A 12298-nucleotide genomic window follows, 5' to 3' on the forward strand; every position below is an offset into this window, starting at 1 on the left:
AAAGTTAGCCAGAATGAGGCCGATACCAAATTGATGGCTGATGAGAATTTTCACCAACATCGTGCAACCTCGGTGGAAAGGCGCGCTTCCTTTTCATACCGGATAGTAATCCAACTCAACGTTAAGGAGAGTAAAATGGATGTATCACAGATTGCATCATTCGCAACCGACCTCAGCAGCCTGCGCACCAGCAGTGAGGCCAGTACGCTTGTGATGAAAAAAGCGCTAGACAGCCAAGAGGCTGTTGCTTTAGGTATTTTGCAAGCCTTACCCCCACTGCCAGCAAACCCGGCAATTGGGCGTAACGTCAATACCACGGCGTAATTCCTGAACGATGCCACATACTCGCGCCCCATCTGGGGCGTTTTTTATTTGTACTATTTCTTCTATAACAAACATGCCACCTTAGTTTGAGCAATATATTGCTCAAACTAAGGTGAATTTCTCAAAAATGAGTAAAATATTGCTCAAAAAAAAGTAAACATGCCATAATTGAGCAATATATTGCTCAATATGGATCAGTGATGCCTACCATACAAATTTTCCATAATCATCAGTGGTATGATGCTGCCGAGCTAGACATTCCCACTCCTTTAGCGGGACAGAATGGGTTATCCTGCCTTGGTTATGACTTTGATTATGCCGCCAGTTGGTTAGGTAAAAATGACCATCGCAGTTGTAGTATCAATTTGCCCGTAGAAATGATGGAAACCTATCGTTCTAAGCCTTGGTTCACTTTTTTGGATGACATTATCCCTTCTGGGGCAAGTCGGCGCTATTGGGTCAATAAATTAGAAATAGGTCATTTACCCGCTAATGAGCAAGATTATGTCCTGTTGGTTCATGGAACCATTGCCCCTATTGGCAATATACGTATCAAAGAATCACTCCCTTCTTCACTAAGTACCCAACAACTACAGAAAATACGTTTCAGTGTGCAAGACGTCGCCGATCGCAATAGTGACTTTATCGAGTACGCACAGCAGCGTGGCGCTGCCGGAGGTGGGGCAACCGGAGCTGGAGGAGAAGCCCCCAAATTATTACTCCGTTGTTCAGATAACGATGAAATTTGGATAGATCCTTTTCAGGACGATCTCTCTACTCAGGACATGCACTATCTGGTGAAATTTCCCAGAGGGCCACGCAGCCCAGTTGATTGCGATATTTTGCGCGCAGAATATTATTTTTATCATGAGCTCACATTACTGGGGATGGAGACGATCAACCTCGAAGGTATGCGATTAATTGAAGGGGAGCATTATCCTTCCTTGTGGCTACCTCGTTTTGATGTCGACTACATAGACGGGAGAAAAACACTACATGGAATGGAGTCTATCTATTCTCTGCTGAAAAAACCGGCGGGAAGCTACCTTAATCATTTCACTGTTATTCAAAGGATCATTGACACGATCGCTCCTCCTACTGGCAATCATGCGCCGCAACGTCGTGAATTAGTTATTGAAATGGTCAAGCGCGACATGCTGAATATCATTTTTGGCAATTCAGATAACCACGGACGTAACACGTCGCTCATTAAGCGCCCGCAAGGAATATGGCTTGCTCCTATTTATGATTTTGCCCCTATGAAAGCTGACCCTGAAGGCATAGCAAGAACCACACAGTGGGGCTCACCTTACGAAGAGGGCGGGAGAATCGATTGGTTCGCTATTGCTAACGCGCTCTCTTCTTTCATTGATCCTGAAGATTTAATTCATGAATTAAGCACGACCGCACGTCAGCTCATCGGCCTTAAATCTCGTCTTATCGAACGCGGCGTTCCACAGCGCATTATCGCTATGCCAGTCATGGCGTTTGATTACATTGATGAAAAACTCGCAACATGGCAATTATTATGAAAAACCTGTCTTCTTCTGAACGTGATGCGCTACTCGCCCATTTACTCACAGAGTTTTTCAATGAGCGGCTCTCTATAGGTGGACTACTTCACAAATTGAGAAAGGACGTTTTCGGTATGTCACAGGAGCAGTACGCCACATTGGTAGAAGTGAGCCGCCGTACTTTATCTGATATTGAAAAAGATCGCGGTAGCCAATCCATCATGCTCTTAAATCGAGTATTCAGACCATTAGGTTTAAAAGTCGGCTTGCTCCCGCGTAGCACTCACTTAATGTATGATCTGCTGGAAAAAGGCAACCATAGCAAAAACTAAAATCATTATAAAAATAAATACTTACTATGCTAAAACCAAATCTGCCCTCACCTTTTTCACTGCGGCAGATTGACCTAGGCTACTGCTTGTGTATAAATAAACAACAGCGAATGTTCGCTTTCACAGAGGATTTACTGGTAATGTCCACGCTTACCCACAAACGACGATTATCGATACGCCCACGACGAAGTGGCTCTCGTATCGCTCGTGCTGTTTTACTCATCAGTTTCATTATTCTTTTAGGTCGTTTTGCCTACTCCACTATCACCGCGTTTGCCCATCATCAAGACAAACAGCAGCAACGTGCTGAACAGCTACTGCCTCCTACCAACGTGCTCATTAATCAGAAAGAGTAACGCTTAGCTAAAGCCGTTTCTTATATTGCCTCGTTAGGCTTTATTGCCTTTGTATTTTCGCGCCCGTTTTTCGCACCAGCACGCGTTGCCCATTCGGCTTATGTCGCACAAATAAAAAAACGGCAGTGCGAATCTTCGCAGCCACCGTTTTCAACTCTCAATAATTCACATCAAACCGGGCTTAGACGATAGTCAAGGTCACATCAATGTTGCCACGCGTTGCATTGGAGTAAGGACAAACGATATGGGCTTTCTGCACCAGATCTTCAGCCACGGCACGATCCAAACCTGGCAGTGAAATTTTCAGTTCAACTTCAATACCAAACCCTGTAGGGATGGCACCAATGCCTACGCTACCGTTTACCGTTGTATCAGCTGGTACGGCGATTTTCTCACGTGCACCGACAAACTTCATTGCCCCAAGGAAACAGGCAGAATAGCCAGCAGCAAACAGCTGCTCTGGGTTAGTCCCCTCACCGCCTGCACCGCCCAGTTCACGTGGCGTCGTCAATTTGATATCAACTGCATTATCGGAAGATACCGCGCGGCCATCACGACCACCCGTGGCCTGAGCATGAGCAACGTATAATACTTTTTCAATAGACATAATGTGACTCCAGATAGTTAAGGAAATAGGGATGCTGCTGTTATTTCATTTAAATAGCAAAAAATTAAATCGTACACTACTTAGTTGAGTAAAAATAAATGACTTAAAAACATGATGCTACCTAACAAATCTTACGATGTGCATAGAACAGGCACGTGTTTAAAGATGTCCGATCAGGCTCTTACGCAGCATCTCGAGATCTTTTTTGATCGTCTGTAACTGTTCGAGATGACATTCCGTCGCACAAAACACACTTTCAGGAATCGCTCGCGCCTGTTGCTGAAGGGCATGACCTGCTTCGGTTAATCCGATCAGTACCTGACGCTCATCTTCCGTACCTCGGTTACGTACCACCAGCCCTGCGCTTTGTAAGCGCTTGAGCAATGGCGTTAGCGTAGCGGAATCCAAATACAGCCGCTCGCCCAACTCAGATACCGTCAATCCATCTCGTTCCCACAAAACCAACATCACTAGATATTGGGGGTAGGTCAGGTTTAGTTCAGACAGTAAACGGCGATACAGCTTATTCATTGCCAGATTGGCAGAATACAGTGCGAAGCATAGCTGTCCATCCAGTTTATAAGCGTTATCGTTCATCGTCTCTGCCATCGGTATCTATTGCGTTTCTGACACTGACTTTACATCGCCCAAAACTAAATAGCAAACGATTTAATATTGCATTAAATAAAAATCATCCTGAAAAACACGTTCGCCTTGTATCAGCTCGTTTTTCAGACTGCGATTCGCCAGTAATCCTATTCTTAATCTACTGATTTTGCGCTACGTTTAATAAAAGATGGATAAAAAACAGACCGAGCATAAAACATTATGTCAAGTGTAAAAAAACTTACCGACCTCCGGCGTCGTATCTCCCTTCTGCTATTAGAAAATAAAGAGCTGGTTGAAGACATCATCAATCGGCAGCCCCCTATCACAGAGCATGATGAAACCACGTTAAGCGACAAAACGGTCTTAAGTAATAAAACCAAGCTGCGTGAAAAAAGTATTCTGCTCGATCAAACCGCAGAAATCAGCGAACTGATCGTCAATTTACATGCTGCTGACCTGGCCGATTTGCTGGAATCGTTACCACAGGATGAACGCCTGGCGCTCTGGCGGCTTATCCCCATAGCGAAACGCGGCCACGTTTTGATTGAGGCCTCAGACAGTATTTCCGACGATCTGATCGGCGATATGCAGGATAAGGAAATTCTCAGGGCAGTTCGGGTACTGGATGTGGATGAACAGGCGCAATTATCTCGCCTTGTCCCCCGCCATTTGCTGGGCCGAATACTGACCTCACTTGAGCCGAAACAGCGCGCGCAGCTACGAGCCGCCATCAACTATGATGAAGATTGCCTCGGCCACATGATGGATTTCAAACTCATCACCGTGCGCGCCGACGTCACGCTCGCAGCCGTACAACGCTATCTGCGCTACCGCAAAACCATTCCTGAATCTACCGATAAGCTGTTCGTGACCGATCGCAAAAACACGCTGATCGGCGAGTTATCGCTGGCGAGTATCCTACTCCATTCGCCTCATGCCTTGGTGACTGATGTGATGGATGCTCAGCCGCTGAGATTTCAGCCTGAAGATAAAGTCGAAGAGGCCGCTGGCGCCTTTGAGCGTTATAACTTAATTTCTAGCGCCGTCGTGGACAGCAAAGGCAAGCTAATGGGACGCCTGACGATTGAAGATATCGTCGATGTCGTAAACCGGGAAAGTGATAGTAACCTGCGGCGTTCTGGGGGGTTAACACCTTCTGAAGATGTCTACGCGCCTGTATATAAGTCGTTCCGCAATCGCTGGGCGTGGCTGGCGATCAACCTTTGTACCGCGCTCATTGCCTCCCGGGTCATTGGTCTATTTGAGCACACATTATCGCATTTGGTGGCGCTTGCGACGCTCATGCCGATTGTTGCCGGCATCGGCGGAAATACGGGTAACCAGACAATCACCATGATTGTACGCGCACTGGCGTTGCATCAACTTGAGCACGGTAAAAAATCGTATCTACTGCTCAAAGAATTAGGCGTTGCGCTGGTAAATGGGGTGATATGGGGCACGATCATGGGCGTGGTGACCTTCCTGCTCTATGGCAGCCCCGCGATGGGTGGCGTGATGATGCTGGCAATCCTGCTGAATTTACTGCTCGCCGCGCTGATGGGTGTCGCGATTCCGCTGGTTATGATGAAGCTTGGACGCGACCCGGCCATCGGTTCCAGCGTGATGATTACGGCAATCACCGACACTGGCGGCTTCTTTATCTTTCTTGGACTAGCAACGCTGTTCCTGTTGCCTTGATAAAAGGGCCAGAATTAACATTAATGATTCATTAATAAACATATAAGTTGTCATTTTATACAAATAAGTTAGTGTAGTTATAGGGTGAAAACTGAGCAACGTGGCGGGATGCCAAATGAAATATTCTGAATTCAGACGCTGGCTTCTGCAACAAGGAGCAGAATTCACTAAAGCATCGGGAGGTGGGAGCCACCTTAAAGTTAAATTAAACGGAAAGGCATCCGTTCTGCCTTTTCATGGCGCAAAAGAAATACCTGAGCCTCTTCGTAAGAAAATTATGAAAGATTTGGGACTATGATACTTAAGGCTTACCAGCTAATTTGGCTATCTCATATACCAAAATTTCTGTAAATTCAGCGAATTGGTTAGAAGAACCACTAATATGATTACGTCGATACCACTATAATCTATGTAAGTGCGATTCTCGTTACATCGGGGGAAACCCCATTTAGAGGTAAAAGTATGTTCAACTATCCCGTAAAACTGGAACTCGACGAAGCAACCGGACAATACGTGGTTTCTTGCCGCGATTTGCCATTAATGAACTCGGTTGGTGACTCCGTTGACTCAGCCCTTCTGGAATCTGTTGACGGAATTGTTACCGCCATAGCCATCGAAATTGAAGAACGCCGCCCTGTTCCTTACGCTAGCGCGCCAATAGCAGGAGAGCACGTTGTCACGATCCCAGTATTAGTGACGATGAAGGCTGCATTACATAATGCAATGATTGAAACAGGAACGCGTAAAGCTGAACTTGCCAGACGGTTAGGCCAAAAAGGTCCGCAAATTGATCGCCTTTTGGACGTTGAACATTCATCAAAAGTTGAAACGATCGAGTTAGCTCTGCGCCAGCTTAACCGTGACGTTAATGTTTCTATTTCTCCACAGGCTCGACAATAAACTGAAAAGGTGAGGTTTCCCTCACCTTTCCCAGCCTAAACTTAACTCACACGCCCAGCCCCATCAGATGCCTGGCACAGATAGATTGACGGCTGAAGCCCGGTGCGCGCCGGATATTCACGCTCGATTACCTGTTTGACTTCATCAGTCAGCGCCGAGGGGATCAGGGCAACAATACAGCCACCGAAACCGCCACCGGTCATGCGTACCCCGCCGCGCTCACCGACATAATCCTGAATCAACGTGACCAATGTATCGATCGGCGGTACGGTAATTTCAAAATCGTCACGCATGGAAACATGCGATTCTGCCATCAGCGTAAACAAGCGGTGGGCATCCTGACGCGCCAGCGCATCGGCTGCTTCCAACGTGCGGCGATTCTCGGTAATGACGTGCCGCGCACGACGTACCGCCACCGGGTCCAGCCCCTCGATTCCCGCCTCAAACTGTGACAGGGATACATCACGCAGCGCTTTAACGTTAAAGTGACGCGCCGCCGCTTCACACTGCTGGCGGCGCGTGTTGTATTCACTGTCCACCAGCCCACGGCGCACGTTGGAATTCACGATCAGCACATCGACACCGTCGAGCATGCGCACAGAACGCCCTTCCAAAGAGCGGCAGTCGATCAACAGCGCCTGACCGGCACGTCCTTGAGCAGAAATAAACTGATCCATAATACCGCAGCTACAGCCGACAAAATGGTTTTCCGCCTGCTGACCGTTTAACGCCACATCCAACTGGCTGATATCCAGATTATTCAATTCCTTGAACGTCTGCCCAATCGCCACTTCCAGCGAAGCCGAAGAACTCAGCCCGGCACCGGAAGGCACATTCCCAGAGACCACCATATCCATGCCGCTAAGCGGCAGGCCACGCGCCAGCAAAAACTTCACCGTTCCGCGGATATAGTTGGCCCAGAGATATTCCGGGTGAGGCACTATTTCTTTAGCAAGATCAAATTCATCCTGCTGATTGTCATAGTCCACCGCCACCACCCGCACGATGCCGTCCTGACGTACCGCCGCGCTGGCAACCGTCTGATAATCGATAGCGCAAGGCAAAACAAAACCGTCATTATAATCGGTGTGCTCACCAATCAGGTTAACCCGGCCAGGAGCCTGAATAGCCGCGTGCGGCGCATAGCCAAATAATCGGACAAAAACAGACTCAGTTAACTGACGTAGAGAATCAATACGGCTCATAAAATGACCTCAAATTTGCTCACTAAAATGGATATCGCTCACGCTGCGTAAGCGTTCAGCGGCCTGTTCTGCCGTCAGATCACGCTGTGCTTCAGCCAGCATTTCATAGCCAACCATAAATTTTCGCACGCTGGCGGAACGTAATAACGGGGGATAAAAATGGGCATGCAGTTGCCAGTGCTGGATGTCGTCACCCTTAAACGGTGCGCCATGCCACCCCATCGAATAGGGAAATGAACACTGAAACAGATTGTCGTAACGGCTGGTCAGTTTTTTCAGTATCAACGCCAAATCGTCACGCTGAATGTCATTTAGCTGTGGCAATCGCTGCACTGCAAACTTGGGCAGTACCAGCGTTTCAAACGGCCACGACGCCCAGTAAGGGACAACGGCTAACCAGTGTTCGGTTTCCACCACAATGCGTGAACCGTCAGACTGCTCTCGCTGAACGTAGTCCAGCAATAATGGCGAGCCATGGCGAGTAAAATAGTCACGCTGCTGTTCATCCTCACGCAGCACTTCGTTCGGTAAAAAATCATTAGCCCAAACTTGCCCGTGTGGGTGCGGATTAGAACACCCCATCATCGTGCCTTTATTCTCAAACACCTGCACCCACGGATAGCGCTTACCCAATTCCTCGGTTTGATCGCTCCACGTATCGATCACGGCTTTCAGTGCTGGCAGCGAAAGCTGTGGCAGGCTTTTACTGTGATCGGGAGAAAAACAGATCACACGGCTTACTCCACGGGCTTGCTGCACGCGGAACAACTCGTCATCCCCCGAGGGAGCCTCCGGCGTGTCTTCCATCAGTGCCGAAAAGTCATTGGTAAACACAAAGGTGCTCTGATAGTGCGGATTGATATCGCCCGTAATACGTTTATTGCCCGCACACAGATAGCAGGTCGGATCGTAAGGCGGCGGCGTGGCGCGGTCGGGTTCATCCTGCTGGCCTTGCCAAGGGCGCTTGGCACGGTGTGGAGAAACCAAAATCCACTCGCCTTTAAGTGGATTAAAACGACGATGCGGATGTTCAGTTGGCTCAAACTGCATTAGCTACTCCTCAATACAAAATACGAATTCGGTACAGCAGTGGTAGCCATCCGCAGCCAATTGTAAGGCGCTAACAGCCTGTCAGCAGTCTGGAAAAAGCGTTTAAAAAGACAGTAAACCTAACCAGAAAATCCCGTTAATGTAATCAGTTTCACCCTAAGCTATGGATAAAATAGCTGTAATAATGCTGAATACAGATAGACTGCTATCGTTTAGCCACCGCATAGGTGTAATCGGTTACCCTAAATTTAAACCTCAGGATGGTATTTTGGAAGAGAGAAATAGCCGATGATTGTTGATAGCGATCACATAAGTACGGTCTGGATCAAAAAGGAAAGCAGGTCGGGTAGGTAACATCCTCCAAAAACCTGTACATTTATCAATATAAGTAATCGATTTTTTCTTTTAACTTGTGCGTTAGGCTGCGGTCCGCCTCACCACGCATTTGACCGTTCAGGAATGCCAATGGCCACAATAAAGGATGTTGCTCGTCTATCAGGTGTATCAGTCGCTACGGTTTCGCGCGTCATCAATAATTCGCCCAAAGCCAGTACGGCCTCAAGGGAAGCCGTACACAAGGCTATGGCGGAGCTGCAATACCATCCGAATGCCAATGCCAGAGCGCTTGCACACCAAAGTGCAGAGACAATGGGGCTGGTCGTTGCGGATGTGTCCGATCCCTTTTTCGGGACAATGGTCAAATCTGTCGAACAAATTGCACAGGCAACCGGCAACTTCCTGCTAATTGGTAACGGCTACCACAATGCCGAACAGGAAAAGAAAGCCATTGAACAGCTGATTCGCCACCGCTGTGCGGGGCTGATCGTACATGCAAAAATGCTTTCAGATGAGGAACTGGCGGCGCTGATGAGCCACATTCCTGATATGGTGCTCATTAACCGCACCTTACCAGGTTATGAACACCGCTGCGTTGCGCTTGACGATCGCTATGGTTCTTGGCTGGCAACACGTCATTTGATTCAGGAAGGCCATCAGAAGATCGGTTTTCTTTGTTCCAACCACCAAATTTCCGACTCCACCGACCGCCTACAAGGCTATATGGATGCACTGCAAGAGCACGGCATCGCACGGGATGAGCGCCTCATTGCCCGCGCCTCACCGGACGAAGTGGGCGGCGAGTCCGCCATGACGGAACTCTTGAGTCGCGGTGGTAATATGACCGCGGTGGTGTGCTACAACGACTCCATGGCAGCAGGTGCCCTTTCCGTCCTGAGTGATAACAGCATCAGCGTACCGCAGGATATGTCGGTGGTAGGGTTTGATGACGTATTGATCGCTCGTTACCTCCGCCCTCGCCTGACCACCGTGCACTATCCGGTTTCCGCCATGGCCATTCAGGCGGCAGAATTAGCTATCGCGTTATCCCACGGTAAACAGCTCAGCGAAACGACGAATATGTTTAGCCCGACGCTGGTACGCCGCCATTCTGTTAGCCCTCCGGCTCGTAAGAAGTAACTGCTATCGCACTGCTTGCCTGATATGATCCTTCATATCAGGCAAGCAGTGACATCATTACCCTTCCGCACTCACACGTTTGTTCTTTACTTCTCTTGCCAACCCCTCTTTCACTCTTTTCCAGAAACATTTCCGATTCTGACATAAAAAAATTTTATGCTGCATTTGAGGCTCACGAACAAAATGTGTAACCAATTACACGCCGTTACACAGCGAATAACATCAGATAAAACCTAATAAATCGCCTAAAACCAGTCTGTATCATCGTTAAATTAGTGTAATTTTTGGTGTAACTCTTTTGTATTTTGTGAGAACAATCATGTCATGCGTTATTTTATTCCCCCATAATCCTTCGCCATGAGTGGAAACGTTTTACCTCCGTTCACGTCATGTTATTTGGAACATCCACATTCTTACCCGAATAAGCGAAAGGTATATTATGAAAAGAAAACTGCTGACGACATCCATTGCGCTGAGTTTGGCAATGCTGGCAACTCCTTCTTATTCTGTTGATTTTTCAGGATACTTCCGTTCTGGCGTGGGTGTATCAAACCACGGGAAACAACAGACAGCCGATAAGAACTATGTGGGAAGATTAGGTAACGAAGATGACACCTACGGCGAAATTCAATTAGGGCAGCAGCTGTATAACGAAAATGGGAAAACGTTTTACTTCGACAGTATGATTTCCATGTTTTCCAACGGCTCGAACGATAATGAAACCACCAAGGATGACGATGCCGAGTTTGGTTTGCGCCAGTTGAATCTTCAGGCGAAAGGCTTTGTGCCAGGGCTGCCGGATGCCACGGTCTGGGCGGGGAAACGCTACTATCAGCGCCATGACTTGCACATCATCGATACCAAATACTGGAACATCTCCGGTGCCGGTGCCGGGATCGAAAACGTCAAGGCTGGTGAAGGCGCGTTCTCTTTTGCCTGGATACGTGCCGATGCCGAAAACATGAGCGTTAACTGTAGCAACAGCGTTAATAGTCAGGAATGTACGTCCAGGCAAGATACCTACAACGATCTGAATATCAACTATCTGGATGCACGCTATGCGGGCTGGAAACCGTGGGACGGCGCGTGGACGGAGTTCGGTATCTCCTACGCGATGCCAAATGAAGCGGACACGCAGAAAAACATCTTCATCGTCTCACCCGAGGAAGGGGGCGGGAAATTCGATCCTAAAGACTCGATGATGATTACGGCTGAACTCAGCCAGTACTTCTCCGGCCTCAAGTCCAACCAGAAACTGGTGCTGCAATACGCCGATAAAGGACTGGCGCACAACATGGTCGATCAGGGCGGCGGCTGGTATGACGTCTGGAACATCAATAGCAGCGCCAAAGGCTACCGCGTCATTCAGGCTGGTGACCTGCCGATCACCGATAATATTTCCCTTAGCCATGTTTTGACCTACGGTAAAGCAGATGAAATCAGCCGCTGGCGCGACAGCACAGAATTATTGTCTGCGGTCGGTCGCGGCCAATATGCCTGGACCAAAAACCAGAAAACCTATCTGGAAGCCGGCGCGTATCAAAAAACAGATAGTTGGAAAGCCGGTACAGAAACCAAATACAGCGGCCAAAAATACACGCTGGCCCACGCCTTCAGCGCCGATATTCCTATGCTGACACGCCCAGAACTGCGCTTCTTCGTTTCTTATCTGAACGGTGGAAATGAAAATAAAAACCGCTTCAACGACGATCGCAGCAATTCAGTGAACGTCGGTATTCAGGCAGAAGCCTGGTGGTAATACTGCACTAACCCTCAGCTCGACGGGCTCATCATTCCCGTCGGGCGTTTCCCAAAAGGCTTTCTACGGAAAGCCTTTTTCTGTTGCGGATGGTATCCGCTATAAAATTTTCACTGTTTTTTATACCAGCGTAAAAAATCGCGCTGAGGTGTGCATGACTGCCGGATGAGCGGCATGGACGCCGCGAAAGCCTGCGCCGCGTCTGGAACGCGTCTCAGGTGATCCGATCAGCAGGCATGCATACCGAAGGAACCGCGCAGCGGCGATATTCACGCCGAAAAGCCAGTGGTCAAGGCGCTGCGGCGATTGAGCGCGCCTTGTCGGGCGTGTAACGATGTTGCAGAGAAATAAGATGCCTAACACGCACGAAACACTTACACCGCATCAGCATAAAGAAAAACAGTTTCTACAATAGGCCGTAGACAGCGGCAGCAAAACCAGCGCCCGCTAAGGGCGCTGGTTATGTTT

The 12298-nt window shown here is 48.4% G+C and carries 13 protein-coding genes; 9 read left to right on the forward strand and 4 right to left on the reverse strand.

Translation table 11 applies throughout. The annotated features are described in order from the left end of the window. Positions 1-135: 135 nt before the first annotated feature. From EDI29_RS07080 to EDI29_RS07095, 4 genes are all read left to right on the forward strand, one after another. Positions 136-324 (forward strand): YjfB family protein, encoded by a 189-nt coding sequence (locus EDI29_RS07080; protein ID WP_137740326.1) that lies wholly within the window; start codon positions 136-138, stop codon positions 322-324. Positions 325-524: 200 nt separating this feature from the next. Continuing rightward, positions 525-1856, forward strand: a complete 1332-nt coding sequence (locus EDI29_RS07085; protein ID WP_137740327.1) for a type II toxin-antitoxin system HipA family toxin — start codon at positions 525-527, stop codon at positions 1854-1856. Continuing rightward, the gene (locus EDI29_RS07090; protein ID WP_137740328.1) at positions 1853-2170 is read left to right on the forward strand and encodes a helix-turn-helix transcriptional regulator; all 318 of its coding nucleotides are present in this window, start codon (positions 1853-1855) and stop codon (positions 2168-2170) included. Before EDI29_RS07085 ends, EDI29_RS07090 begins: the two co-directional genes overlap by 4 nt. 140 nt (positions 2171-2310) lie before the next feature. Beyond that, entirely contained in the window at positions 2311-2526 is a 216-nt protein-coding gene (locus EDI29_RS07095) for a YfgG family protein (RefSeq protein WP_107170869.1), read from the forward strand. A gap of 181 nt (positions 2527-2707) precedes the next feature. Here EDI29_RS07095 and EDI29_RS07100 read toward each other — a convergent pair whose 3' ends face one another. Both EDI29_RS07100 and EDI29_RS07105 read right to left on the reverse strand, forming a co-directional pair. Further along, on the reverse strand, positions 2708-3133 hold the full coding sequence (locus EDI29_RS07100) for an organic hydroperoxide resistance protein (RefSeq protein ID WP_137740329.1): 426 nt from the start codon (positions 3131-3133) through the stop codon (positions 2708-2710). Positions 3134-3292: 159 nt separating this feature from the next. Continuing rightward, positions 3293-3742, reverse strand: coding sequence for a MarR family winged helix-turn-helix transcriptional regulator (locus EDI29_RS07105; protein WP_137740330.1), 450 nt, complete (start codon positions 3740-3742; stop codon positions 3293-3295). 219 nt (positions 3743-3961) lie between these two features. Between EDI29_RS07105 and mgtE the strand changes: the two genes are divergently transcribed. The 3 genes from mgtE (at position 3962) to EDI29_RS07120 (ending at position 6340) form a co-directional block, all read left to right on the forward strand. Further along, entirely contained in the window at positions 3962-5440 is a 1479-nt protein-coding gene (gene mgtE / locus EDI29_RS07110) for a magnesium transporter (protein ID WP_137740331.1), read from the forward strand. Positions 5441-5555: 115 nt separating this feature from the next. Beyond that, a complete protein-coding gene (locus EDI29_RS07115) occupies positions 5556-5738 on the forward strand; it encodes a type II toxin-antitoxin system HicA family toxin (RefSeq protein ID WP_039471080.1) in 183 nt (60 codons plus the stop codon). A 164-nt stretch (positions 5739-5902) separates the two neighbouring features. Further along, the gene (locus EDI29_RS07120) at positions 5903-6340 is read left to right on the forward strand and encodes a type II toxin-antitoxin system HicB family antitoxin (RefSeq protein WP_039471078.1); all 438 of its coding nucleotides are present in this window, start codon (positions 5903-5905) and stop codon (positions 6338-6340) included. A gap of 41 nt (positions 6341-6381) precedes the next feature. On the opposite strand, the gene galK is transcribed toward EDI29_RS07120, so the two are convergent. Both galK and galT read right to left on the reverse strand, forming a co-directional pair. Then, complete coding sequence (gene galK / locus EDI29_RS07125) at positions 6382-7545, reverse strand: galactokinase (RefSeq protein ID WP_137740332.1); 1164 nt, start codon at positions 7543-7545, stop codon at positions 6382-6384. Between the two features lie 9 nt (positions 7546-7554). Then, complete coding sequence (gene galT / locus EDI29_RS07130; RefSeq protein WP_137740333.1) at positions 7555-8595, reverse strand: galactose-1-phosphate uridylyltransferase; 1041 nt, start codon at positions 8593-8595, stop codon at positions 7555-7557. 465 nt (positions 8596-9060) lie between these two features. Here galT and galR point away from each other — a divergent pair, with 465 nt between their 5' ends. Both galR and EDI29_RS07140 read left to right on the forward strand, forming a co-directional pair. Next, entirely contained in the window at positions 9061-10071 is a 1011-nt protein-coding gene (gene galR, locus EDI29_RS07135; protein WP_107170875.1) for an HTH-type transcriptional regulator GalR, read from the forward strand. A 439-nt stretch (positions 10072-10510) separates the two neighbouring features. Beyond that, complete coding sequence (locus EDI29_RS07140) at positions 10511-11830, forward strand: maltoporin (RefSeq protein ID WP_137740334.1); 1320 nt, start codon at positions 10511-10513, stop codon at positions 11828-11830. Positions 11831-12298 lie beyond the last annotated feature (468 nt).

Origin of the sequence: Pectobacterium polonicum (genome assembly GCF_005497185.1) — a bacterium.
Classification (GTDB): Bacteria; Pseudomonadota; Gammaproteobacteria; order Enterobacterales; family Enterobacteriaceae; genus Pectobacterium; species Pectobacterium polonicum.

Coding starts and splice junctions, on each gene's coding strand:
- EDI29_RS07080 (WP_137740326.1), top strand. CDS start 136: ATGGATGTATCACAGATTGCATCATTCGCAACCGACCTCAGCAGCCTG.
- EDI29_RS07085 (WP_137740327.1), top strand. CDS start 525: ATGCCTACCATACAAATTTTCCATAATCATCAGTGGTATGATGCTGCC.
- EDI29_RS07090 (WP_137740328.1), top strand. CDS start 1,853: ATGAAAAACCTGTCTTCTTCTGAACGTGATGCGCTACTCGCCCATTTA.
- EDI29_RS07095 (WP_107170869.1), top strand. CDS start 2,311: ATGTCCACGCTTACCCACAAACGACGATTATCGATACGCCCACGACGA.
- EDI29_RS07100 (WP_137740329.1), bottom strand. CDS start 3,133: ATGTCTATTGAAAAAGTATTATACGTTGCTCATGCTCAGGCCACGGGT.
- EDI29_RS07105 (WP_137740330.1), bottom strand. CDS start 3,742: ATGGCAGAGACGATGAACGATAACGCTTATAAACTGGATGGACAGCTA.
- mgtE (WP_137740331.1), top strand. CDS start 3,962: ATGTCAAGTGTAAAAAAACTTACCGACCTCCGGCGTCGTATCTCCCTT.
- EDI29_RS07115 (WP_039471080.1), top strand. CDS start 5,556: ATGAAATATTCTGAATTCAGACGCTGGCTTCTGCAACAAGGAGCAGAA.
- EDI29_RS07120 (WP_039471078.1), top strand. CDS start 5,903: ATGTTCAACTATCCCGTAAAACTGGAACTCGACGAAGCAACCGGACAA.
- galK (WP_137740332.1), bottom strand. CDS start 7,545: ATGAGCCGTATTGATTCTCTACGTCAGTTAACTGAGTCTGTTTTTGTC.
- galT (WP_137740333.1), bottom strand. CDS start 8,595: ATGCAGTTTGAGCCAACTGAACATCCGCATCGTCGTTTTAATCCACTT.
- galR (WP_107170875.1), top strand. CDS start 9,061: ATGGCCACAATAAAGGATGTTGCTCGTCTATCAGGTGTATCAGTCGCT.
- EDI29_RS07140 (WP_137740334.1), top strand. CDS start 10,511: ATGAAAAGAAAACTGCTGACGACATCCATTGCGCTGAGTTTGGCAATG.